This is a genomic window from Bacillus sp. JJ675 (genome assembly GCF_036963165.1).
Taxonomy (GTDB): Bacteria; Bacillota; Bacilli; order Bacillales; family Bacillaceae; genus Bacillus; species Bacillus glycinifermentans.
In genome coordinates this window covers 95,302-118,847 of the sequence record NZ_JBALMR010000010.1, presented here as the reverse complement: position 1 = coordinate 118,847, position 23,546 = coordinate 95,302, and the positions used below count along the sequence as shown (strand labels likewise).

The window sequence follows — 23,546 nt, the reverse complement described above, 5'->3', positions numbered from 1 at the left end:
ATCTAAGATTTTTTGGGTTTTTTAGTCATTTATTTAGGGAATATGTAGGTTTATTTTTTTGGATTTGTGAATTTTTTATGAAATTTGTCATTGTTTTCATAAAGGTGTTGTTTTATAACTTTAGTACATCTCAAGGAAAAATCCGGGTTTTTTCTTGGGATGTAAAACGTCTTATCATATTGGAGGAGTCTATGAATACTCAAACGAAACACAAACTGGACAAAGATTGGGTGATTTTAATGAAGGAGGCGAAAAATCTGGGCCTGGATATTGAGGATGTCAAAAAATTTCTTTCCTCCCAATCCAAGCAGAAAGATGCCGGCAAACAGCTGAAGCAGTAGATATTTAGCCCGACAATTATTTAATAAAACAGGCGGTTCTGTTGAATCTTGATTTTTCAAGATGATCCAACCGGCTGTTTTAAAGAGTATTTAACATTGATAATGACGTAATTCAGCTCTAGGCCCTCGTTTGCCCAGCCCTTTCAGACGGCTTTCTGCAGGTTCAGATGAGAATACTGCCACTCTTGTTTGTTCCGGCAGAGGCAGGCCGATGCTGACTTTCTTTTATATGATATTCAAATCCTCCTTTTCCGCTTTATCCGCGAATATGCACAATCCAGCAACCCCCTCCATAGATCATCATTTCTGACGTGATACAGAGCCTTCCCTTAAACCGGTATGTCACCGGCTGCCTGCTTTTTTACCGGATATAATACGCTTTTAAAATCGGTTTTTTCGATGAAAAAAAACTAAAATATCAATTTTACTGATCTTTATTTTTCATTATAAACTGAAACAAAAGGAGGCAGATTTATTATGGGGATTGCAGTAATCTGCGGGAGTTCCCGCAAAAACGGCAATACAGAAACACTTGTGAACCGGTTAATAGATGGACTTGATGCAGACAAGATCAGTTTGTCCGACTATCATGTCAAAGCTGTGGAGGATTATCGGCACAGTGAAGGCTCTCCGGTTTACCCCGACGATGATTACAGAGACCTGTTAAGCCGAATCCTGGATAAAGACGACATCATTTTTGCCACTCCAATCTATTGGTACGGCATGTCGGGACTGATGAAACATTTTGTTGACCGCTGGTCCCAATCGCTTGTTGAAATAGGAAGAGATGATTTTAAACGGCAGATGTCCGGAAAAACGGCATACGTCATCGCTGTCGGTGATGACGAGCCCCATATCAAAGGCCTGCCCCTCATTCAGCAGTTTCAATATATTTTTGACTTCATGGGCATGACATTCGGCGGTTATCTTATCGGAAAAGCAAATCAGCCCGGCAGCATTTTAAACGATCGTGCAGCGCTTGTTTCTGTAAACGAACTAAAACATCAACTGGCGGCAAATAAGAGGTGGAAAGTATGACAAAAGAAAAAGCGAACAATCAATCCTCGCAATGGAAACAGTATTTTTTAGAGATCGTCAGGGCTTTCATCTTATATAAATAAGGTTGCGTATGAAATTTGAAGAATAAAACCGGAGCCTGTGACATACCTTGTTGTATCTTTTAAGACAAATACAGGAGGGATGAACCGAATGAAAGAAGATACAATAGATTACAGCAAGGCTGCTGCATCTCCGGCGTTTCAAGAGCTTCTAAAGAAAAAGCGTGCCTTTATCGTACCGATGACGGTTTTCTTTCTGATCTTTTATTTCCTTTTGCCGATTTTAACGTCTTATTTTACGTTTTTAAACGAATCCGCCGCCGGTCCGATTACATGGGCGTGGATCTTCGCGATTGCACAATTTGCAATGACATGGACGCTGTGCATTCTTTACACGAGAAAAGCCGATCAGTTTGACAGAATGGCGGATGAATGCAAACGGGAATTTGGAGGCGCTGAATCATGAGTGCGACAGCCTTTATTCTGTTTCTCATCATCGTAGCCCTTACGCTTGTCATCACGTATTTTGCGGCAAGACAGACAAAAACGGCGAGTGAATTTTACACGGCCGGAGGGGGGCTTACCGGTATTCAAAACGGACTGGCCATCGCCGGGGACTACATGTCGGCCGCTTCTTTTCTCGGCATTGCGGGCATGATCGCTCTAAACGGCTTTGACGGCTTTTTTTACAGCATCGGTTTTCTAGTCGCTTATTTAGTGGTTCTTTATATCGTGGCCGAGCCGCTCAGAAATCTTGGAAAGTTTACGATGGCGGATATGATCGCTTCCCGTTTTCGGCAAAAGAAGGTTCGCGGAGTCGCTGCATTAAACACGATTGCCATATCGACATTTTATATGATCGCACAGCTCGTCGGCGCCGGTGCGCTGATCAAGCTTCTGCTCGGCATTGACTACACGCTGGCTGTTTGCATCGTCGGCGTTTTGATGACGATCTACGTCGTGTTCGGAGGAATGATCGCAACGAGCTGGGTGCAGATCATTAAAGCTGTTCTTTTAATGGCGGGGACGCTTGTTATTTCCATCATGGTGTTTTCAAAATTCGGATTCAGCCTTACGAATATGTTCGATCAAATGAAAACCGTTACTCCACTTGGTGCGGATTTTTTGAATCCCGGCAATAAATACAAAGTTCCTCTTGAAACGCTGTCGCTGAATCTGGCGCTTGTCCTCGGAACAGCCGGACTTCCCCATATTCTCATCAGGTTTTATACGGTGAAGGATGCCAAGACTGCCAGAAAGTCGGTCGTATCTGCTACATGGATTATCGGTGTTTTTTATATTATGACTGTCTTTCTCGGTTTCGGCGCCGCCGCATTTGTCGGCTTTGAAGACATTTTGGCCGCGGATAAGGCGGGGAATATGGCTGCTCCGCTCCTGGCCCAGGCGCTCGGCGGCGATTTCTTGTTCGCGTTTATTTCGGCCATCGCTTTTGCTACGATTTTAGCGGTTGTGACAGGGCTTGTCCTTTCAGCAGCTTCCGCTTTTGCACACGATATTTACAGTCAAATCATTAGAAAGGGAAGTGCAACGGAGAAAGAGCAGATGCTCGCGGCAAGATGGGCTTCCATCGGTGTTTCCGTTCTTTCGATCCTGCTCGCCGTCTTCGCTCAATCGCTGAATGTCGCATTCCTTGTGTCGCTGGCCTTTGCCGTTGCGGCAAGCGCCAATCTGCCGCTTATTATTTTCACTGTTTTTTGGAAGCGGTTTAACGCCGTCGGAGCGCTGGCCGGCAGCTTGACCGGGCTCCTGAGCGCCCTCATTCTCGTGTCGATGAGCCCGAGTGTTTGGGATCCCGCCGGGAACGCAATCTTTGTTGGAGATCCGCTGATTCCGATTTCAAACCCGGGGATCATTTCTATTCCGCTCGGATTTTTAGGTGCTTATCTCGGGACGGTATTATCGCCAAAAAACAATGGCGATGAAGCATTTGCGGAAATTCAAGTAAAGGCGCATACGGGCGTCCATATGGACCAGTCATAGCCCGCGTCAAAAGCCCGACGCTCAAAAGAAAAGCATCGGGCTATTCGCGCAAAAATGCCAGCCGCTCGTTCAATGGCTTCGTATGGCGATAAACATCCCGGTAAACCGGAAAAATATGTTGATATTGCCTGCTGTATTCAGGGCGGGGCTGAAACGTCTCTTTTATGCGAACGAAGCGTTCAGCGCAAGCTTCCAGCGTCGGAAACCAGCCGCAGCCGACCGCCGCGATCATCGCAGCTCCGAAGGCCGGACCCTGCTCGCTTTTCAGCCTGATGATCTCGGCGTTAAAAATATCGGCCTGGATTTGCAGCCATTCTTCGCTTTTTGCCCCTCCGCCGATCGAAATGACGCGGCTGATGTTTTTCCCTCCGGCGCGAAATTGTTCGATGCTCTCATGAAGGGAAAATGTGATGCCTTCAATAACAGCTCTGACAACATCAGCCCTCCTGTGCCCGCTGTCCATTCCGATGAAGCTGGCGCGAATCTCCGCGTCAGCATGGGGGGTCCTTTCCCCGGAAAGATAAGGCGTAAACAGCAGACCTCTTGAACCGGGCCGGGATTCTTCCACTTCACCGATCAACGAATCAAATGCTTCATCCTTGGCGAATACATCCTTAAACCAGCTGAAACTGCGGCCCGCGGAAAGCGTCACACCCATTGAATAATAGGCACCAGGCGCCGCATGGTTGAACAAGTGAATATTGCCCCGGAATTGTTGATCTGGATCTTTTTCATACGAGAGTACAACACCTGACGTGCCGATGCTGCACAAAGCGGTGCCTTCGTGTAATATGCCGGCGCCGACCGCTCCGCATGCATTGTCAGCCCCTCCGGCAAAAACCTTTACTTCAGGCGTGAGGCCTGTTTCTTCGGCAAATTTGGAAGTGAGACAGCCGACAAAGCTTCCGGATTCGACCAATTCTGGGCATATCGATTCAGGAATCTCAAGCCGCCGGCACATTTCGCCGCTCCATGTTTTATGCTTCACGTCAAGCAGCAGCGTGCCCGCCGCATCTGAATACTCGCTCTGAATGCACCCTGTCATGGTATACCTGACATAATCCTTTGGCAGCAAAAATACGGCCGCTTTTTGAAAAAGCTCTTGTTCATGTTCCTTGATCCACAAAAGCTTCGGAAGCGTAAATCCCTCGAGCGCAGGGTTTTTAACGAGCTCAAGAAGGCGCGCCTTACCGATGACTTCGTTAATCAGCCGGCATTGTTCGGTCGTACGGGTGTCATTCCACAATATCGCATTCCGCAGCACTTCTCCTTTGCCGTCCAAAAGCACCAGTCCGTGCATTTGCCCGGAGAAGCTGATGCCTTTGATCTCATCGGCCCCTCCCCGGTGCCCTCCGACAAGTTCTTTTATGGCCTCCTTCGTTTTCTCCGCCCACTCGCGCGGATCCTGTTCGGAATAACCGGCATGAGGCTCGATGATTGAAAACGGCTTTGAGGCTTCCCCGCATATGCCGCCGTGCCGGTTGACGAGGATCGCTTTGACGGCGCTTGTGCCAAGGTCAACCCCGATACAATATTCCACTAATGTTTCTCCTTTCTTGCCGGCTCTGACCGTAAAGCATTCAATAAATAGCGGTTCACCATTGCTTTAAGCATTTCCTGCCGGCCTGACTTATTTTCGATGCGGTCGTTTTCGAGTGCATAGGCGGCCAGTTTTTTCAAATCCGTTTTTCCTTCGGCAATGTCGAGGCCGATTCCTTTCGAATAGCTTTCATAGCGTTCTTCTATGACGCTTTCGATCGCCCGGTTCTCCAAAAGCTGATAGGCGACTTTGAAGCCGAGCGCATACGTGTCCATTCCCGCGATGTGCCCGTGAAACAAATCCTCATCCGTAAACGAGGCGCGCCTTACTTTCGCATCAAAATTGATGCCTCCCGTTTTAAAGCCGCCCGCTTTTAAAATCTCGTACATCGAGAGGACTGCGCCGTACAGATCTGTCGGGAATTCGTCCGTATCCCATCCCAACAGCAAATCTCCCTGATTCGCATCGATCGAGCCGAGCATATCGTGGAGCGCAGCCACCCTCAGCTCATGCTCAAACGTATGTCCGGCAAGAGTGGCATGATTTGCTTCAAGATTCAATTTAAAATGCTCTTTTAAACCGTACGTTTCCAAAAATGCGATCGATGTCGCTGCATCAAAATCGTATTGGTGCTTTGTCGGCTCTTTCGGCTTCGGTTCAATCAGAAATTGCCCGTCAAAGCCGATCTCTTGTGCATAATCGACTGCCATTCGATAAAATGCTGCCAAATTGTCGAGCTCAAGCTTCATGTTTGTATTCAGCAGCGTGTCATAGCCTTCCCGGCCTCCCCAAAACACATAGTTTTCAGCGCCGAGCTCCTTGGCGATTTCCAGCCCCTTTTTCACTTTTGCCGCTGCAATCGCATATACGTCCGCATTGCAGGATGTGGCGGCGCCGTGCACAAATCGCGGATGCGTAAACATATTTGCTGTGTTCCATAATAGCTTCACCCCGCTTGTCTCCATCATCTCCTTAAGAAATGACACCATTTTATCCAAATAAAGAAACGTTTCCCGCAATGTATCGCCTTCCTGAACGACGTCAACGTCATGAAAGCAGAAGTATGGCACGCCGAGCTTCTCAAAAAATTCGAATGCCGCTTCAGCGCGCGTTTTCGCCTTATCCAGCGGATGCGTCATCCTGTTCCATGAGCGGCTGATCGTCCCGTCTCCGAACGGATCGCTTCCGTCCGCATCAAACGTATGCCAATAAGAAACAGCAAAACGGAGATGCTCCTTCATCGTTCTGCCGCCGATCCGTTCATCAGGGTTGTAATATTTAAAAGCGTATGGATGATCCGAGTCTGCCCCTTCATACTTGACCGTTTCTACTTCTTTAAAAAACATTCACAGTCCCCCTAAAAAGTTTGTTTAACCATTAAACTAACTTCTTTCCATTTATTTTACAAGATGATCGAAGCGCTTTCAATTACAATATTAGAAAAATTTGAGTTTTTTAAATTCGCTGTACTATAATGAAAGCACTACATCAAAAGCGAGTGATCGGATTGAATACAGCAGACCAAGCACTTGTCAAAAAAATGAATAAAGCCCTCATCCTTGAGCAAATCATAGCCAATTCCCCCGTCTCAAGGGCAAAGCTTTCAGAAATAACCGGGCTTAATAAGTCAACGGTCTCTTCCCAAGTGTCTTCCCTGCTGCAAAAGGACATTATTTTTGAAACGGGCCGCGGTCAATCGAGCGGGGGCAGACGGCCCGTTATGCTGAAATTTAACCGGAAAGCCGGCTATGCGATCGGGGCTGATATCGGAACGAATTACATCATCGTCGTTTTAACCGACCTGGAAGGCGAGATTATTGAGCAATACGAGCGTGAACTTGATGAGACGGACATTCCGGCGACAGAGCAGGCCCTCATTGAACTGATCGAACTTGCCATCGCAAAGATACCTGATTCCCATTACGGTTTGACAGGGATCGGAGTGTGTGTGCCGGGCCTGGTCGACAATGACCAGAACGTCGTTTTCACCCCGAATAAACCGATTCACCTTCTCCAAGTAAAAAGCCTTCTTGAGAAAGCGTACAATGTACCGGTTTTCGTTGAAAATGAAGCGAATGCCGGAGCCATCGGCGAAAGGGAGTACGGCGATTCCGGACATTTGGAACACGCCATTTTCGTAAGCATCAATGCCGGCATCGGCTTAGGAATTTTGATGAACGGCAAACTGTTCAGGGGCGTGCAAGGGTTTTCGGGAGAAGCGGGGCACATGTCGATCGACATTAACGGCCCTCTATGCAGATGCGGAAATAAAGGCTGCTGGGAGCTGTATGCGTCGGAAAGAGCCGTTTTTTCTCCGTATCTTTCGCATACCAAGGCCCCTTTGTATCAAACGGTCAAGGAGCTGGCCGACCGCGGCGATCAAAAGATGCTGGAAACGTTCGAGACATTCGGCTTTTACATAGGCGTGGGACTCGTCAACATCATCAAAACGTTGAATCCGGAGACGATTATTTTGCGAAATACGATTGTCGAATCTTATCCGGCGATCGTCGATTCGATTAAGAAGACGATTTCGTCAAGAAGTAAAAAAGAAGCGCTGACCGATTACCGTCTGAACATTTCCTCCCTCGGCCGCACCGCCTCATCGCTCGGTGTTTCCTATATTATCATTGAGCGGTTCTTGGAGCGGTTTATAGATGAACAATTTTAAAAGCGCAAACCCCGTTTTAGGAATTTTCGCTTTTAACGGCTTCAACCTTCGTGCGAAACCGAGCAGCGGCCTGTTTCGGATCAGAGGACTTGCTGATGGCGCTGATGATGCTGATGCCGTCCGCTCCTGCTTCCACGACAGGCGCGCAGTTTTCAAGCGTGATCCCGCCGATTCCGACCGCAGGAATGCCGATGCCCCGCTTCCGCATTTCTTTCAACAGGGCGACGCCTTGGACGGCTTTCGCATCCCGCTTCGTTTCCGTCGGATAAATCGGCCCTGCTCCGATATAATCGGCCCCGTCCTTTTCCGCCTGCAGCACTTCTTCAAGCGTATGCGTTGACACGCCGAGAATCCTGTCCCCGATTCTGGCCCGGACGTCCCCGGCCTTTTCGTCATCCTGGCCGATGTGAACGCCGTCGGCGTCAAGTTCAAGGGCAAGCTCAACGTCGTCATTGACGATGAAAGGGACTCCAGCTTCGCGGCACAGAGCCTGCACTTTTTTCGCAAAAGCTCTTTTTTCGTCCGCTTTTAGCGCCCCGTCTCCTTTTTCGCGGAATTGAAAGAGAGTCGCGCCGCCCTCTAAGGCAGCTTCAATCACGGCCAAAGGGTCGCCGTCCGTATTATTTGAGCCCATAATAAAGTATACGGACAGCATGTCTTTCATGTTTTTCCGCACAATACGCGCCATCCTACTCCACCTCCATGATCAAGCCGCGCTCTTCTATATCCTCTGAATTGACGGCGGCAAGCTGATTCAAAAATTCAATCTGAAAGCTTCCGGGCCCTTGATGCGCCGTTTTTTCGGCGGCTATTTCCGCCGCGCAGCCATAAAAAACCGCGGCTGATACAGCGGCTTTGCAGGCTTCTTTTTCAACGGCGCAAAACGCGCCGATGACAGACGTCAAGAGACAGCCCGTACCCGTCACCTTCGTCAGCAGCTCATGCCCGTTTCCGGCGGTATACAGCTTTGTCCCGTCGGTGATGACGTCTTCGGCACCGGTGATGATAACAGTTGTATTCCAGACGCTGGCCGCTTTTTTGGCCAGAGCGATCCGGTCGCCTTTTTCTTCTCCGGCGTCAACTCCCTTTATCACCCAGCTTTCTTCACCGAGCGTGTTGGCGATTTCGGCGGCATTGCCCCTGACGGCAGAGATCTTGACTTTTCGCATGATGCGCTGGGCGGATGCCGTTCGAAACGGCGTCGCGCCGGCGCCGACGGGGTCAAGGATAACGGGAACGCCGTGTTCATTCGCCGATTTTCCGGCGATGATCATCGACTCAACGACCTCAAGGCTCAGCGTGCCGATGTTCAATACGAGAGCGCCGGCAATTTTCGCCATGTCGGCCGCCTCTTCCCTTGCATAGGCCATAACAGGGGAAGCGCCGAGGGCCAATAAGCCGTTTGCGGTGAAGTTCGTCACGACGTTGTTCGTCATATTATGCACGAGCGGGTTTTCTTTTCTGACTTTCTCTATTGCTTGGGCGGCATCTTGTCGGTTCATCATGCTTCATTCCTTCCTATTCTTTCGTTCGGGCTCCATATATACGATTTGGTGTGGTCGATCCAGGCTCTGGCTGCAAATGAAAGATAGCGGTCCTTTCTCCATATGACGGCGACATGCCAGGGTATGGACGGTCTGACAACAGGAATGACCTTCACCCGCTCGGGGTCAAGATCCCGGCAGATTCTTTCAGGGAGCAGGCCGATTCCGAGATTGGCCGACACCATTTCACTGATAAAATCCCATTGGGATGTTTCATAAATTACGTTCGGCCGAAATCCGGCCTTCAAACATGCTGTAATGATCCGTTCATGAAGGACGAAGTCTTCGCGAAAGAAAATAAACGGTTCCTCACTCAATTGGCGAAGCTCGATCTCCTTTTCGCCGGCAAAACGGTGTGACGGATGAACGAGCAGCATTAAATCTTCTTTTACGATCGTAAACGAGTGAAAGACCTCTTCTTTCGCCGGCAGGACGACGACCCCGATATCGAGCGATCCGTCCTCTACGCCCTCCTGCACTTTCACAGACCCGTGTTCAACAAGCTGAAACGTGACATTCGGATATTTGTCCCTAAATTCACCGATGACCTTCGGAAAAAAGCCTGAACCGATCATCGGCGGCAGTCCGATCCTGACATGCCCTTTTTTTACGTCCATCAAATCGTTCAGCTCTGAAGTTAAATTTTGAAACGATTTCGTGATTTCCTGCGCCTGCACGTACATGCTTTGGCCGGCGTCAGTCAGTTCAATCTGCCTTCCGCGCCGGTAAAACAGCTCGATTCCCAGCTCCTCTTCAAGATTCTTGATCATTTTGGAAATCGTCGGCTGTGAGATGTATAGCGACTGGGCAGCCTTCGTAAAGCTTTTCAGGCGGGCCACTTCTAAAAAATAAGTTAAATGACGTATGTCCATTTGGTTGACATCCTTTCAGAGCTTCGTGCACGATTTTCGCTTCACACCATATTTTAAACCAAATTCAACATTTTCTGCACCCCGCCCAATATAAAAAAGCGCTGCCGGCTTGCTGCCGGCGGCGCTTATTTTCTGGCGATGGCCTCATCCTGCTCCTTCAGGCTATCCACGTTTGAACAAGTGTCTTCGATATTTTTTTGAACAGCTTCTTTGTACTGGTTCACCATATCGCGGATGGTTTCCTCCCGTTCAAGCCACTTTGCTGTAAAATCAAGCTTATTTTGCCCAAGCGATCCGGCAGACGGCCCTTGCAGAGAGAGCGAGTCAAGCGCCCTTTTCACTTGATCCAGCTGTTTCATGACCGCGCCATGGTTCAGTTTGATCGTTTTGCTCATTTCAACCACCCTTTTAGACCGTTGATTGTACTATGCAGGGCATCGAGCGCTTCATCCCCTTTTTCCAGCAGATAGTCCGCCCGGTCAGCAGACCAGCTCGCAGCCTCGACCGCCCCTTTTTCAGCGTCTAATGCAAATATTTTCAAATCGATTTTATGGATATACCTCTCATAATCATCGTTAAATATCCTGTACATGGCGGTGTGCGCTTCATCACGTGCTTCATCAAAGTCGGCTGCCCGGCTTCCGGTCCATGCTTCTCCAAGACCCGGACGCAAAATCTGTCTGATTTCTTCGATGCCTAAGCCTTGTTCTCTTTCAACATCGCGCTTTGCCCGTTCCAGTCTTGAAATTTGTTCTTCGAGCTCTTGGGCCTTGTGGGAGAGAACCCCGTGTATCTTCTCCAGCGTGCCTGAGTAGTCCATTTTTGTCACCTCTGAAATTGCATGATGATGTGGAATGACTTTTTCTTGATCCGATCAAGCATAGATTCACATCTTTTACTAGACTTGCGCACATTTCCAATATTTATAGTTTAAGTCGAAAAGCACGGATGTTGAATAGGCTTTAAATACTGTTTTTAGGGATTTGTACATGGTGAACAATCTGAAACAAGCCGTTTTTTAAGAATATCAGACCAGTCTTTTTGCACGAATCCAATCCCTCTTCTCATCGTGGAAAGACCAAAGACACGGGAGCAGGAAGGTGTAATGGTCACAGAAAACAGGAAGTCTATTCCGTCAGCCGTTTTACAGTTTTAGTCAATTAACTGTTTCTTTCGCCCTGATTTCTCGTATTCCCATATAGATAAAATGAATAATCATTATTCTGTATATGTATTTTACCTATACTTTAATCTCATGTACACTTTTGTCTAGAAAGGGGGATAATGACATGAAAACATTCATTAAAGGAATAAGTCAGGTCGCTCTTTTATTTTTCATTGCGCGTTTGATGAATCTGATTGTAGACGTTCTTCATATAAATATTCCCGGAAGCATCCTCGGGATTATCGTCGTTTTTGCGCTCCTCCATTTCAAGGTCATTAAGCTTGAATGGGTTGAAATCGGGGCATTGTGGCTTCTCGCGGAACTTCTATTGTTCTTTATCCCTTCAGCAGTCGGGATTATGAACTATGGGGATATTCTCAAACACTTCGGAACAAGCATTATACTCGTCGTTCTGATCAGCACGTTTGTCGTTATGGTATCGACAGGGATGCTGACGCAAATCATTGCTAAAAGAAAGGAAAGGAAAAAAACATGTTCATCGGATGCTTAAGTCTGATCGCAACAGTCTTGATCTATATGGGAGCCAAGGCGGTGTACAAACGCCATCCGAAGGTGTATGCTTCGCCTTTACTGATCACGCCGCTCATATTGGTCGGCCTGCTGCTTTTGATCAACGTGCCTTTTGACGCCTACAATGCCGGAGGGCGCCTTTTAACCGATATGCTTCAGCCGGCTACTGTAGCTTTTGCGATTCCGCTGTATAAATACTTTCCTATTTTAAAAAAGTATGCCGCTGAAATTATCATTAACGTGGCGGTAGGAAGCTGCATCGCCATTTTGTCAACAGCGTTTATCGCAAAGCTGTTCAAGCTGAATGCGGATCTTATTGAGAGCCTCGTTCCAAGATCAGTGACAACGCCAATCGCAATGAGCGTCTCTGAAATGATCGGCGGAGTGCCTGCGGTTACCGCCGTGTTTGTCATTTTGACCGCTTTGTTCGGCACAGTGATCGGCCCGATGGTCATCCGTTATTTCAGAATCGATAATGAAATCGCCAGAGGCGTGCTGCTTGGAACAAGCGCACACGGCGCCGGTACGTCAAAAGCGTTTGAGCTCAGCTCCGTATCCGGAACGATTTCAAGCGTATCGATGATTTTGGCAGCGATCATTACGCTTTGCGCCGCGCCATTTCTTATTTCGCTTATTGCCGTGTAGCCAAAAAAGGGCCTCCGAATCAAACTTCGGAGGCCCTTTTTCCATGTTCCTTTACTTTTTCAGATTTTCTACAGCCGTATCAAACTCGCTTTCAATCTCGGCCGAAGGCTTTTTCGTCAGCAGGCTCACGATCACGATGACAGCCGTACTCACAATAAAACCGGGAATCAGTTCATAGACCGCAGCAAAGGCTTTTACCTGTTCCCAGGCGATAACCGTAAGCGCGCCCGAGAGCATTCCCGAAAGCGCTCCCCACTTCGTCATCCGCTTCCAATACAGGCTCAGCAGGACAACCGGCCCAAAGGCTGCTCCAAAACCGGCCCACGCATAGCCGACAAGGTTCAAAATCGTTTCGTTCGGATGGAGCGCCATGATCAGCGCGATCAGCGAAATGACAAGAACAGCAAGCCTTCCGACAAGAACAAGCTCTTTGTCAGATGCGTTCTTCCGAATAAACGCTTTATAAAAATCTTCCGTAAGCGCGCTTGACGTGACGAGCAGCTGCGAGGAAATCGTACTCATCACAGCCGCCAAAATGGCCGCCAGCAAAAACCCTGTGATTACGGAAGGGAACAGCAGATCAGAAAGAACGATAAATACCGTTTCCGGATTTTTTAAAGGCAGGTGGTTTACGCTGAAATAGGCGATGCCGATAAGACCTGTCAGCATCGCGCCGCAGATTGAGAATATCATCCAGCTCATGCCGATCCTGCGGGCGCTCTTCATTTCTTTCACATTGGAAATCGCCATAAACCTGACGATAATATGAGGCTGTCCAAAATAGCCGAGCCCCCATGCAAGGAGCGACAGTACGCCAATCGCAGTCGTTCCTTTAAACGGCTGCAGAAGGTGCGGATCGACGGCGCTGATATCAGAAAAAGCAGGCGCAATTCCCCCTAAATGGATAAAAACAACGAGGGGCACCAGGATCAGCGCAATAAACATGATCGTTCCCTGTACAAAGTCGGTCCAGCTTACCGCCAAAAAGCCGCCGAACAGCGTGTACAAAACGACGACACCGGCCGTCAGCCAGATGCCGATCCGGTAATCGAGATGAAAGGCGGTTTTGAAGAGCTCTCCTCCAGCGACCATTCCGGATGACGTATAAAAGGTAAAAAAGATCAAAATGACAAAGGCTGATGTAATCCTTAAAATTCTCGAACCGTCCTTAAAACGGTTTTCAAAATAATCGGGAATCGTGATGCTGTTGCCGGCCGTTTCCGTATACGTTCTAAGCCTCGGTGCGACATACAGCCAGTTTAAATAAGCTCCGGCCGTCAGTCCCACGACAATCCAGCCGCTGCTCAGCCCGTTTACGTACATCGCACCCGGAAGGCCCATCAAAAGCCAGCCGCTCATATCTGAAGCGCCCGCGCTCAAAGCGGTGACAGCCGGTCCAAGGTTTCTTCCGCCAAGCATATAATCGGTTAAATTGGATGTCCGCCTGTAGGCGAAATATCCAATCAAAAGCATTCCAGCCATATAAATTCCAATTGATAACATGACTCCGTAATCCATAACGTCCCCCTGTTCAATTTTTCACGTAATATCAATATACATGAATAATCTCTCAAGAGGTATCGTTTTCAGATTTTTTATTGAAAGAAACCGTTCTTTATCGGTGATGAATCCGCAAAAACACGACTTTTAAATAATTGCCTTCCGGATAGCTTTTCACCGTTTTAAAATCTTCGGGGAGCGAATATTCTTCAAGGACGGTGCAGCTTGTCCCCGTTTCTTTGCACGCCGCATCGATAAACCCTTTAAACTTATTCATTCCGAAGGCGCTGCTGTTTGTCGAAGCGACGATAACGCCTTCGTTTTTGGTGATCGCAATCGTTTCTTTCAGCAGATTTTTGTAATCCTTTGCAGCGCTGAACGTACGTTTTTTCGTTCTTGCAAAAGAGGGCGGATCGAGAATGACCAGATCATAAGAGAGCTGCTTTTTGACAGCATACGAAAAGTAGTTGAACACATCCATTACTTTAATATCGTGCGCTTCATGATCAAGGCCGTTCACGCTGAACTGTTCGATTGTCCTGTTCAAGCTGCGGTTTGCGACATCGACGCTTGTCGTTTTCGCCGCGCCGCCTAACGCAGCAGCGACGGAAAACGCGCCGGTATATGAGAAAGTGTTCAATACTGTTTTTCCTTCTGCATAGCGGTCTCTAATCGCCTTCCGGACGTTGCGCTGATCGAGAAAAACGCCGGTCATGGCGCCGTCATTGAGATAGACAGCAAAATGAATCCCGTTTTCTTTTACGATGATCGGAAATTCTCCTCTCGCTCCTTTTACAAAATCATCGTCTTCGACATACTGCCCGGCCGAACTGAACCGTTTTTTCTCGTAAATGGCTTTGTAGTCCGAGAGTTCATCGAGCGCTGCCACAACCGATTCCTTATAGGCATAAATGCCTTTGCTGTACCACTGGATCAAAAAATATCCGTCATAATAATCGATCGTCAATCCGCCGATTCCGTCGCCCTCTCCGTTAAATACGCGGAATGCCGTCGTATCGGAATCGCAGAAACGCTCGTCCCGCTCTTGAAAAGCTTTTGCCAAACGGCTGAGAAAAAACTGCTGGTCAATGGGCACATCCCTGTTTTGCGTGAGCACCCAGCCGATTCCTTTATTCTGCACTCCGTAATAGCCTTTCCCCAAAAAACCGCCCGTTTCATCGGTGAGGCCGATGAGCGATCCTTCAGCGATATCGTCGCACTTGGATAAAACGGCTTCCTTTAAAATGAGGGGATAGCCTTTTTTAATCTTTGCTGCATAGGCTTGCTTGATCTTTAGCGTCTTCATTCTGTTCAGTCCTTATGTTTAGTATTTCTCTATCCTACCATAACGCTCCGTCCCTGTTTTTATGCAAAGGAAGATCATTAAATTGACAGATGATTCCGATTTTTTAAGATGGTGTAGAAAAAGGAGGAGAAAAGACGATATGGCACAAATCGACCATGTAGGTCTAATGGTGAAGAGATATTGAGGCTTCGATTGCATTTTATCAGGACGTTGTCGGCATGAAGCTGAAAGACAGGCTCACACACACGAACGGCATCATGAAGCTTGCATTTCTCGGATTTGAAAACCGGAACGAAACGGAACTCGAGCTTATCGAGGGATACAATGACAAGCTTCCGCAGGAAGGAAAGGTTCATCACTTTGCCGTTTCTACCGATCATATTGATGAGGACTTCGCCCGTGTAAAAGAAAGGGACATTCAGCTTTTTGAAGACGAAATCACCGAACTGCCGAACGGCTACCGCTATTTCTTTATTTTCGGTCCTGATGGAGAATTGGTGGAGTTTTTCCAAAGATCCTAAAGAAAAAAGAGACGGTTTCCTTTGTACCGCCTCTTTCTTTATGTCCGTGCTTTGCCCGATTCTACGGTGAATGTTAAAGGCTCGTTGCCTAGAAACCTTTCGATGTTTTCCGATGTAATTTTTTCAATGCGCCTGATGCTTTCAAAAGTTGCACCGCCGATATGAGAGGTGCAGATCACATTGGGGAGGCTTGTAACCCGGGCAGATGGAGGTTCTGTCTCAAAAACATCCAACGCTGCACCCCGGATCTTTTTCTGTTCAAGCGCTTGTATAAGCGCATTCTCATCGATGACTTCTCCGCGGGCAATATTGATCAGAAAAGCCGTATTTTTCATTTTCGCCAGGCGTTCTTCGTTCACCAGATGAAACGTTTCCGGCCTCAATGATGTGCTGATGCAGACGAAATCAGATTTCGCCAGCAGGTCATCGAGTTCAGCAAAGCGCACATTCAATTGCTTTGCCGATTTGTAATCTTTGTATGTGCCGTATGCCATAATATTCATATTAAATCCCGATGCACGTCTGGCGATTTTTTTGCCGATTTCCCCGAAACCGATGAGCCCGAGCGTTTTTCCATCAAGCTCATATCCCATGGAAATCTTCCAAATCCCGTTTTTGACGTCGTCATTTGTCCGGGGAATCGACCTTGCGCCTGCCAAGAGGAGGCCGAATGCCAGGTCAGCGACTGATGACGCGTTTTGTCCCGGGGCATTCGTGACGGAAATCCCCTTCTGTCTTGCATATGCCACATCAATATTGTCGACTCCGGCGCCGAATTTGATGATATAGCGCAGCTTCCCGGCAGCATCGATCAGCTCGCGGTCCGCTTTTTCAACACCGAGAACGTAAATATCGACATCCTTGACATGGGTGATTAAAGCCTCTCTTCTTACATTCTCCGAATCTAAAAAAAGGCATTCCGCCCCAAGCTCCTCAATCTTTTCTTTCAAGCGCGGAGCGGCGCGGTAAAAAAGTTCGCTTAGCGTCACCAGCACTTTAGCCATGCTTTTCCTCCATTCTTTGTTCATTTCGCGACCAGAAAAATGCTTGTTTCCATCATGAGGAAACAAGCGGATATGGGGATACGTTAGGGTTATCGTGATTATATATAGGAATCTAAGCTAAAAAAAGAAGGCTGGCATGTTAACTGACATGGTTTTTAGAAAGGTCGGCAGGCTGATGGAATGCTGTGCGCTTCAAATACTCAAAATAATGTCGTGCATACGGGTGTGCGGTTTGCGAATTCCAAGGCTTGTTCCCTCCGCAGAAATGGACGATTGCAGGATTTGCCCTTGTTTCCATATACCGCTTCTTGTCCAAAAGAGTCGCCGGCGTTTTTTCCTTCAGCATGATATGGGTCTGGGCGTTCCATCTTGGATGAAGATCATGCCACTGGTCATAAAGAATCGCGTTGAGCGCATCCTGGTCATGGAATACAAACATGTCTTCGCTGTTGCTGTTAATAAAGTTGATCACTTTTTCCGAAATGCTGTGTTTTCTCCATTTGTCCATATCTATAATCATGAGGCCGGAGTTGAAGTATTTCGCAGTTTCGCTGATTTTCATTTTTTTCAGGCGTTCGTGCTGGCCGGCGTCTTCGACTGCCGCTACAAAATAAGGGGAAATGTCCATATCCCACAGCTTTGCTATATCCTCTAACACCAGTGCGTCACAATCAACATATATCATTCTCTTCACGGTTTCGTCCCTGATCAAATCAGGAATCGAAATTCTGTAGTATGCCGCTTTTGTAATATGGCTGCTCTCGACGGCGCGGTCGTACCTGCTTTTTTCTACATCGAGAAATGTGACGGGAACTCCGAAACGATGGACCGTTTTTTTCAGCCGTTCTTTATTCTCCTCTTCAATACCGCCGTCAATCACGTACAGCTTGACATCGCGATTTTTGTCCATGTTCATTAGCAGCGAGGTGAACATGACGCTCAAATGCTGTGCATAGTTATTGTCTGTACAAGAAATAATGTGCATGGTACTGTCGCTTTTCATATCGTTTCCATCTCCTTCTCTTTTTTTGTTCTATTCCCCTTTTTCGAAAAATAAACACGTCACCGTTCCATTTTCTTTTTCATCCAAAACGGAGCATACAGGAGATAGAAGAAAACGATAGTCACAGCTTCTGACGACAGGATATACCACGGCCACGGTCCGAGAACATCGAGAAGCGATGCGCCGCCTCCCGGCTTTCTCATCATGTACATATAGTTTGATTCCAGCATGCGGTTGATCACGAATATGATACCCGCGTATACATTGATGATGAGAAAGGTGATCCAAAGAGAGCGAACCGTCGGTTTATACTTCCCGGCGGCAACCATGAACAGGCAGGCCAGCACGACGAGCCCGTGGGAAATGAAAAATTCGAAAAACCTGAAGTGCGGAAAACCGTATCTTCCCAAATCCGGTGTCAGCATGGCCTGAAGCGCGCTTCCCAATCCGGCAAAGTATAGGAATTTAAACAAGTTCAGATTTTTTGTGAGCAGCAAAATGATGACGAGATAAACGGAAAGATCGCTCAGATGAAGGGGCAGACAATAGCGCGGCGTCCATGAGCGGACATAAATGAACCACGAATGATAACTGATCTCTGAAATGATCAGAATCGTAACAAAAGCATAACGAATCACCCGGTTCCATTTAGGCTCTTGGAGGGTCCGCCGAAAGACGAACAGACAAACGCCGAGTGCTGCAATCACGAGCAATGTCACGATATGCGGTGTTGAAAAAAAATGAAAAGAACCGAGATGATAATCTTTTCGAAAATATGTATTCATTGGAAGCACCTGATCGAATAGTTTTCCGTTATTTTGCGGCGAATCCCGGAAATTATTCCTAAAAAGCCAAAAAACCGCCGATCATTCGGTGGTCGAGAATCTTTATATCGAGATATTTCGGTTTTCATTTGACTCGTCTTGCAGTTGAATCCGTTCGACTTTTCCTACGAGAAAGATATAGGATAGCGCCAGTTAAGGCAAGAACCCCGGTAAAGACGAGTGCGGGAGCAAAGCTTCCGCCGTCAGCCAGAAAGCCGATGACAATCGGAACGATGACTGAAGCGAGACTTCCGACGAAATTAAAGACACCTCCCGTAAGCCCGATCAGGTGCTTCGGTACAAGAGAAGACACGAGCACCCATGTGATGGAGGCAAGGCCGTTCCCAAAAAAAGCAAGGGTCATAAACAGTATAATCAACGATGTTTGATTAACATAATTGGCCCCGATAATCGAAATCGACAGGAATAGTCCGGTAATGATCGGGGTCTTGCGGGCCACCCCTGCGGATACGCCCCTTTTCACGAGAAAGTCGGACAGAAATCCAGACAACAGCACACCGATAAAGGCCGCAAGAAAAGGAAGCGAAGCAAGAAAACCGGACTCCAGAAAATCAAGCCCCCTATATTTCACAAGGTATGTCGGAAACCATGTGAGAAAAAACCATAGCGTTGAATTGACGGCAAATTGGCCGATATATATGCCCCACAGCTTCCGGTGAGCAGTCACCTGTTTGAAATGCGTCCAATTGAATGCGTTTTTTTCCTCTTTTGTCTCCTGACGCCGGCGGACGATTCCCCCGCCTTTTTCTATGTGTTCGAGCTCGGCTTTGTTAACTTTCGGATGACGGTCCGGATCACGGTAAAACGCATACCAGACGATACCCTAGATGATTCCGATCACACCTGTGACGATAAACAGGCCGCGCCAGCCGACGATATGCTGGATGGCAGTAAGCGCCGGCGTCAAAAACGCGAGGCCCGCAAACTGCCCGGATGTATAAAAGGCGATGGCTGATGCCCTTTCCTGCTCAGGAAACCATGACGTCACCACCCGGTTGTTCGCCGGAAAGGCCGGCGCCTCAAAGGCACCTGTCGCCAGCCGCAGACCGAAAAGCGAGCCAAAGCCGCGGGCAAACCCCTGCAGCAATGTTGCAAGCGACCAGGTAATCAGCGTAAAGCCGTAGACAAGCCTCGGGCCAAACCGATCGACAAGACCGCCTCCCGGGATTTGCAGCGCACAATATGCCCAGCCAAAGGCCGAAAAAATCAAGCCTAATTGAACGGCTGATAAGTTCAGGTCGTCCCCCAACCGTGAGGCGGCCACCGAAATATTGCTGCGGTCCATATAATTAATCACGACACATACAAAGATAAACAACAATACGCGCACCCGAACCTTCGTCGGTTTCCCTTTTGCATTTGCTGCTTTCATTACGCCTCTCCCTTCCTCACACCTTTTTTAGAATGAAAACGCCATCATTTTTCACCATTCTGCCACACTGCCGTCGCTGTGCCGCCATACCGGGTTTCGCCAGTTATGTCCGATTTCGGCCATTTTTCTGACATGATCTTCGTTGATATCGATGCCGAGGCCGGGCCCGTTTGGAATGCGGACATAGCCGTCTTCGTAGAAGAAGACATCTTGATCCAGCATATAATCGAGCAGATCCGTGCCTTTATTGTAATGGATCCCCAAGCTCTGCTCCTGAATGAAGGCGTTGTGGCAAGTCGCATCAACCTGCAGGCAGGCCGCCAGTGCGATCGGGCCGAGCGGACAGTGAGGGGCCGCCGCGACATCAAACGCTTCCGCCATCGAGAGGATCTTTTTGCATTCAGTAATGCCTCCGGCATGTGACAAATCGGGCTGGATGATATCGACATAGCCATCTGTCAACAGTTGTTTAAACTGCCATTTTGAGAACATCCGCTCACCTGTGGCAATCGGTATCGAGACAAGGTTTGCGATATCCCTGAGCGCCTCATTGTTCTCCGGCAGCACAGGCTCTTCAATGAACATCGGACGAAAAGCCTCAAGCTCCTTCGCCAATATTTTTGCCATCGGCTTGTGCACCCTGCCGTGAAAATCGATGCCGATGCCAACGTAGGGGCCGACCGCTTCCCTGACGGCCGCGATTCTCTCGATCACCTGATCGATTTTTTCGTGCGAGTCAATATATTGGAGCTCTTCCGTACCGTTCATTTTGACGGCTGTAAAACCCTTTTCGACCACCTGCTTTGCGGCCAGACCGACGTCTTGAGGCCGGTCTCCTCCAATCCATGAATAGACTTTAATGGAGTCTCTGCACTTCCCGCCGAGAAGCTGATGGACGGGTGCATTATAAAATTTTCCTTTAATGTCCCAAAGCGCCTGATCGATTCCCGCTATCGCGCTCATCAGAATCGGGCCGCCCCTGTAAAACCCGCCTCTGTACATTACGTTCCAGTGATCTTCAATATCCATCGGGTCTTTGCCGATCAAGTATTCCATTAATTCGCCGACCGCCGTTTTAACGGTTGCGGCCTTGCCCTCGATCACCGGTTCACCCCATCCGGTGATGCCTTCATCCGTTTCGATTTTTAAGAACAGCCAGCGCGGCGGCACTTGAAAACATTCAAAGCCTGTAATCTTCATATCACTCATCCCCTTTTGATTGCTTCGACAAATTGCTTTGCTTTTTCTTTCAGGTTTTCTAAATACGGACCTGTGACCTCTTCATTCGTTTTGACGAGGGCGCCTCCTATTCCCGCTCCGACGGCTCCGGCATCCAAATACTCGCGGATATTGTCCAATCCGACGCCTCCCGTCGGAAGCAGGGGAATCTGCGGGAGCGGCCCGTGAATATCCTTGATATAGCCTGGTCCCATCGTTCCCGGAAACACCTTGATGATATCCCCGCCGCTTTCGTAAGCCGTCAAAATCTCAGTCGGGGTAAAAGCTCCCGGAATGCTCACCGCCCCATACCGTTTTGTCAGCTTAATCGTTTCTTCATTGACGGTCGGGGACAGGATAAACCGGGCACCGGCCGACAAAGCCGCTCTCGCCGATTCGGCGTCGAGCACCGTGCCCGCTCCGACAAGCATGTCATCTCCATATCGTTCTGAAACGGCCTCTATCGCTTTCAGCGCCTGAGGCGAGTTAAGCGTCATCTCTACCAGCCTGATGCCGCCCTCTTTTAACGCTTCCGCGATTTTGAGTGCATCATCCGCATGATAGCCGCGGACGATCGCAATGACTTTATGTTTTTCAATTTGTGATAAAGCCTCCATCTCTCTCACCCTTTCATTTGAAGTCTATCGGCTGACATCGTCCTCTTCGGATTGCTCCATAAACGCAAACAATCGATCGCGGTCCGGCAGCCCTTCAATATCACCGTTTACCAATGTCACCATAGCGCCGACCGCGCAGCCTCTTTTAACAGCCTCCGGGAGCGGAATGCCTTCAATCAAGCCCGACAGAATGCCGGCGGCAAAGCCGTCTCCGGCTCCCACGGGATCTCTTACTCTCTGAATCTCGTAGCCTCTTTCGTAACCGCTCTCATTTTTGGAAGAGTAGTAGGCCCCTTTTGCCCCCAGCTTGACGACGGCAATATCAGAACCGAGCTGGTGAACAGCCTCTGCGATGTCTTTCTCATCATCTGTCCCGAATAAAAACCGGCCTTCGCCTAGTCCCGGCAAAACGACATCAGACTGTTTGACAAGTTCCAATATCGTCTGTCTCGCACGTTCCGGTTCCCAGAGCTTTTTTCTTACATTCGGATCAAATACGACCGGTTTATGATGCTTTCTGGCAAGCTTAACCGCATAAAACACCGCTTCTGAAGCGCTCTCGCTCAAAGCCGGCGTGATCCCGGTAATGTACAGAAAACCGGCGTTTTTGATATAATCCTCATCGATATCGCCCTTTTCGAGAAAGCTTGCGGCAGAGCCGTTCCTGTAGTAGAAGACATTTACTTGCGCCTCGTTTGCCCTTTCTTTAAAAAACAAGCCTGTCGGTGCGTCCGCATCGATCTTGACCCGGCTGACGTCGACCCCTTCCCCTCTTACAGAAGAAAGAATCATGGCCCCGAACTCATCCTTTCCCAGCCTGCTGATCCAGCCCGTTTTTTTCCCGAGCTTAGCAAGGCCGATCAATGTGTTTGTTTCGGCTCCCGCAATTCTCGCAGAATAGTTTCGCGCGTATCTGAGGGGACCGTCTTCATTCGGAGTAAACAGTGCCATCGCTTCTCCTATGCTTATGACATCCATCAAAATCCCCCCTTCATGCGGGGCGGCTGAACATAGCCGCCAATTGCTTCCGTTATTTTTCCCGCTGTTTCAAGAAGCTGTTCGGCAATGACATCCTTCCTTTTCAACATGCGGTCCTTGGGTCCCGCCGTGCTGATGGCCGCCTTGATGACGCTGTCTGATCCGTATACCGGAGCTGCCAAACAAAACAAGCCTTCTTCATTTTCTTCGTCATCAATTGCATATCCCAATTCTGCAAACTGTTTCAGCTGTTCCTCCAGTTGTTCCCTGCTTGTCATCGTGTTTTTTGTAAACCGGACGAATTCGATGCGGTCGATAAGCTTCCTTCTTTCGTCCTCCGGCATGAAGGCTAAAAAGGCTTTGCCGAGACCTGTGCAATATAGCGGCTTTCGCGATCCGGGCTGTGCGGTCGTTCTGATCGACCGGTTGTTGTCGATCTTTGCAATATAGACAAGCTGATCGTCGGACAGGACGGCCATGAACACCGTTTCCTGCACGCCGTCCATCAGCCGTTTTAAATAAGGAACGCCCTGGGCTGATATATCAACCGATTCCATGGCAGCGGTTCCAATTTGAATCAGCTTTGCTCCAAGCCTGTAGCGCTTACCCGCATCCTGCTGAAGATAGCCTTCTTCAAAAAGCGTTACAACCAAGTGGAATGTGCTGCTCTGCGGAAGCGCTAATTCTCTTGCGATCTCCTTTATTGTTAACCCATCCGGATGGGTTGTAAGCAGTTCAAATATACGCATGACGCGTACTGCGGATTTTACAGACATAACACCCTCCACCATTCACATATGTGATTCAAAATCAG

The 23,546-nt window shown here is 48.4% G+C and carries 23 protein-coding genes and 2 pseudogenes; 8 read left to right on the top strand and 17 right to left on the bottom strand.

Annotation, left to right across the window (positions count from 1 at the left end; translation table 11 throughout):
* From V7126_RS03520 to V7126_RS03505, 4 genes are all read left to right on the top strand, one after another.
* Nucleotides 1-341 (top strand): anti-repressor SinI family protein (locus V7126_RS03520; protein WP_335496720.1); only part of this gene is annotated, 341 nt, incomplete at its 5' end.
* Between the two features lie 477 nt (nucleotides 342-818).
* Nucleotides 819-1,379, top strand: a complete 561-nt coding sequence (locus V7126_RS03515; protein ID WP_175076514.1) for a flavodoxin family protein — start codon at nucleotides 819-821, stop codon at nucleotides 1,377-1,379.
* A gap of 171 nt (nucleotides 1,380-1,550) precedes the next feature.
* Nucleotides 1,551-1,865 carry a DUF485 domain-containing protein gene (locus V7126_RS03510; RefSeq protein WP_175076515.1) on the top strand — a complete coding sequence of 105 codons (315 nt, stop codon included), beginning with the start codon at nucleotides 1,551-1,553 and terminating at the stop codon, nucleotides 1,863-1,865.
* Complete coding sequence (locus V7126_RS03505) at nucleotides 1,862-3,400, top strand: solute symporter family protein (RefSeq protein WP_175076516.1); 1,539 nt, start codon at nucleotides 1,862-1,864, stop codon at nucleotides 3,398-3,400. Before V7126_RS03510 ends, V7126_RS03505 begins: the two co-directional genes overlap by 4 nt.
* 40 nt (nucleotides 3,401-3,440) lie before the next feature.
* Here the strand turns inward: V7126_RS03505 and xylB are convergent, their stop codons facing one another.
* Both xylB and xylA read right to left on the bottom strand, forming a co-directional pair.
* The gene (gene xylB, locus V7126_RS03500; protein ID WP_175076517.1) at nucleotides 3,441-4,940 is read right to left on the bottom strand and encodes a xylulokinase; all 1,500 of its coding nucleotides are present in this window, start codon (nucleotides 4,938-4,940) and stop codon (nucleotides 3,441-3,443) included.
* Entirely contained in the window at nucleotides 4,940-6,286 is a 1,347-nt protein-coding gene (gene xylA, locus V7126_RS03495; protein WP_175076518.1) for a xylose isomerase, read from the bottom strand. The genes xylB and xylA overlap by 1 nt, the downstream gene beginning before the upstream one ends.
* 161 nt (nucleotides 6,287-6,447) lie before the next feature.
* On the opposite strand from xylA, the gene V7126_RS03490 reads away from it, so the two are divergent.
* A complete protein-coding gene (locus tag V7126_RS03490; protein WP_175076560.1) occupies nucleotides 6,448-7,611 on the top strand; it encodes an ROK family transcriptional regulator in 1,164 nt (387 codons plus the stop codon).
* A gap of 16 nt (nucleotides 7,612-7,627) precedes the next feature.
* On the opposite strand, the gene thiE is transcribed toward V7126_RS03490, so the two are convergent.
* The 5 genes from thiE to V7126_RS03465 all read right to left on the bottom strand — a co-directional run bounded on the left by thiE (nucleotide 7,628) and on the right by V7126_RS03465 (nucleotide 10,847).
* Nucleotides 7,628-8,299: a thiamine phosphate synthase gene (thiE, locus tag V7126_RS03485; protein ID WP_175076519.1), complete on the bottom strand. Its 672-nt coding sequence runs from the start codon at nucleotides 8,297-8,299 to the stop codon at nucleotides 7,628-7,630.
* Nucleotide 8,300: 1 nt separating this feature from the next.
* Nucleotides 8,301-9,113, bottom strand: a complete 813-nt coding sequence (thiM, locus tag V7126_RS03480) for a hydroxyethylthiazole kinase (protein ID WP_175076561.1) — start codon at nucleotides 9,111-9,113, stop codon at nucleotides 8,301-8,303.
* On the bottom strand, nucleotides 9,113-10,027 hold the full coding sequence (gene cidR, locus V7126_RS03475) for a cidABC operon transcriptional activator CidR (RefSeq protein ID WP_046130650.1): 915 nt from the start codon (nucleotides 10,025-10,027) through the stop codon (nucleotides 9,113-9,115). Before cidR ends, thiM begins: the two co-directional genes overlap by 1 nt.
* Nucleotides 10,028-10,152: 125 nt before the next feature.
* Entirely contained in the window at nucleotides 10,153-10,422 is a 270-nt protein-coding gene (locus V7126_RS03470; RefSeq protein ID WP_175076520.1) for a YwqI/YxiC family protein, read from the bottom strand.
* Complete coding sequence (locus V7126_RS03465; protein WP_175076521.1) at nucleotides 10,419-10,847, bottom strand: DUF5082 family protein; 429 nt, start codon at nucleotides 10,845-10,847, stop codon at nucleotides 10,419-10,421. Before V7126_RS03465 ends, V7126_RS03470 begins: the two co-directional genes overlap by 4 nt.
* A 469-nt stretch (nucleotides 10,848-11,316) precedes the next feature.
* On the opposite strand from V7126_RS03465, the gene V7126_RS03460 reads away from it, so the two are divergent.
* Nucleotides 11,317-11,703, top strand: coding sequence for a CidA/LrgA family holin-like protein (locus V7126_RS03460; RefSeq protein WP_046130653.1), 387 nt, complete (start codon nucleotides 11,317-11,319; stop codon nucleotides 11,701-11,703).
* A complete protein-coding gene (locus V7126_RS03455) occupies nucleotides 11,685-12,368 on the top strand; it encodes a CidB/LrgB family autolysis modulator (RefSeq protein ID WP_046130654.1) in 684 nt (227 codons plus the stop codon). Before V7126_RS03460 ends, V7126_RS03455 begins: the two co-directional genes overlap by 19 nt.
* A 51-nt stretch (nucleotides 12,369-12,419) precedes the next feature.
* On the opposite strand, the gene putP is transcribed toward V7126_RS03455, so the two are convergent.
* Nucleotides 12,420-13,886: a sodium/proline symporter PutP gene (gene putP / locus V7126_RS03450; RefSeq protein ID WP_046130655.1), complete on the bottom strand. Its 1,467-nt coding sequence runs from the start codon at nucleotides 13,884-13,886 to the stop codon at nucleotides 12,420-12,422.
* Between the two features lie 97 nt (nucleotides 13,887-13,983).
* Nucleotides 13,984-15,174: a class I SAM-dependent rRNA methyltransferase gene (locus V7126_RS03445; RefSeq protein WP_175076522.1), complete on the bottom strand. Its 1,191-nt coding sequence runs from the start codon at nucleotides 15,172-15,174 to the stop codon at nucleotides 13,984-13,986.
* 139 nt (nucleotides 15,175-15,313) lie between these two features.
* Between V7126_RS03445 and V7126_RS03440 the strand changes: the two are divergent.
* A pseudogene (locus V7126_RS03440) lies at nucleotides 15,314-15,695 on the top strand (VOC family protein).
* A gap of 38 nt (nucleotides 15,696-15,733) precedes the next feature.
* Here V7126_RS03440 and V7126_RS03435 read toward each other — a convergent pair.
* The 8 genes and pseudogenes from V7126_RS03435 to V7126_RS03400 all read right to left on the bottom strand — a co-directional run bounded on the left by V7126_RS03435 (nucleotide 15,734) and on the right by V7126_RS03400 (nucleotide 23,508).
* Entirely contained in the window at nucleotides 15,734-16,699 is a 966-nt protein-coding gene (locus V7126_RS03435; RefSeq protein ID WP_046130657.1) for a phosphoglycerate dehydrogenase, read from the bottom strand.
* Nucleotides 16,700-16,838: 139 nt separating this feature from the next.
* Nucleotides 16,839-17,702, bottom strand: coding sequence for a glycosyltransferase family 8 protein (locus V7126_RS03430; protein ID WP_046130658.1), 864 nt, complete (start codon nucleotides 17,700-17,702; stop codon nucleotides 16,839-16,841).
* A 59-nt stretch (nucleotides 17,703-17,761) separates the two neighbouring features.
* Nucleotides 17,762-18,487 (bottom strand): YwaF family protein, encoded by a 726-nt coding sequence (locus tag V7126_RS03425; RefSeq protein WP_175076524.1) that lies wholly within the window; start codon nucleotides 18,485-18,487, stop codon nucleotides 17,762-17,764.
* A 102-nt stretch (nucleotides 18,488-18,589) separates the two neighbouring features.
* Nucleotides 18,590-19,919, bottom strand: a pseudogene (locus V7126_RS03420) (MFS transporter).
* Nucleotides 19,920-19,970: 51 nt separating this feature from the next.
* Nucleotides 19,971-21,119, bottom strand: a complete 1,149-nt coding sequence (gene dgoD / locus V7126_RS03415) for a galactonate dehydratase (protein ID WP_046130661.1) — start codon at nucleotides 21,117-21,119, stop codon at nucleotides 19,971-19,973.
* 5 nt (nucleotides 21,120-21,124) lie between these two features.
* Nucleotides 21,125-21,754: a bifunctional 4-hydroxy-2-oxoglutarate aldolase/2-dehydro-3-deoxy-phosphogluconate aldolase gene (locus tag V7126_RS03410; RefSeq protein WP_175076525.1), complete on the bottom strand. Its 630-nt coding sequence runs from the start codon at nucleotides 21,752-21,754 to the stop codon at nucleotides 21,125-21,127.
* A 24-nt stretch (nucleotides 21,755-21,778) separates the two neighbouring features.
* Nucleotides 21,779-22,732: a sugar kinase gene (locus V7126_RS03405; protein ID WP_175076526.1), complete on the bottom strand. Its 954-nt coding sequence runs from the start codon at nucleotides 22,730-22,732 to the stop codon at nucleotides 21,779-21,781.
* Nucleotides 22,732-23,508, bottom strand: coding sequence for an IclR family transcriptional regulator (locus V7126_RS03400; RefSeq protein WP_175076527.1), 777 nt, complete (start codon nucleotides 23,506-23,508; stop codon nucleotides 22,732-22,734). The genes V7126_RS03405 and V7126_RS03400 overlap by 1 nt, the downstream gene beginning before the upstream one ends.
* Nucleotides 23,509-23,546: the final 38 nt, after the last annotated feature.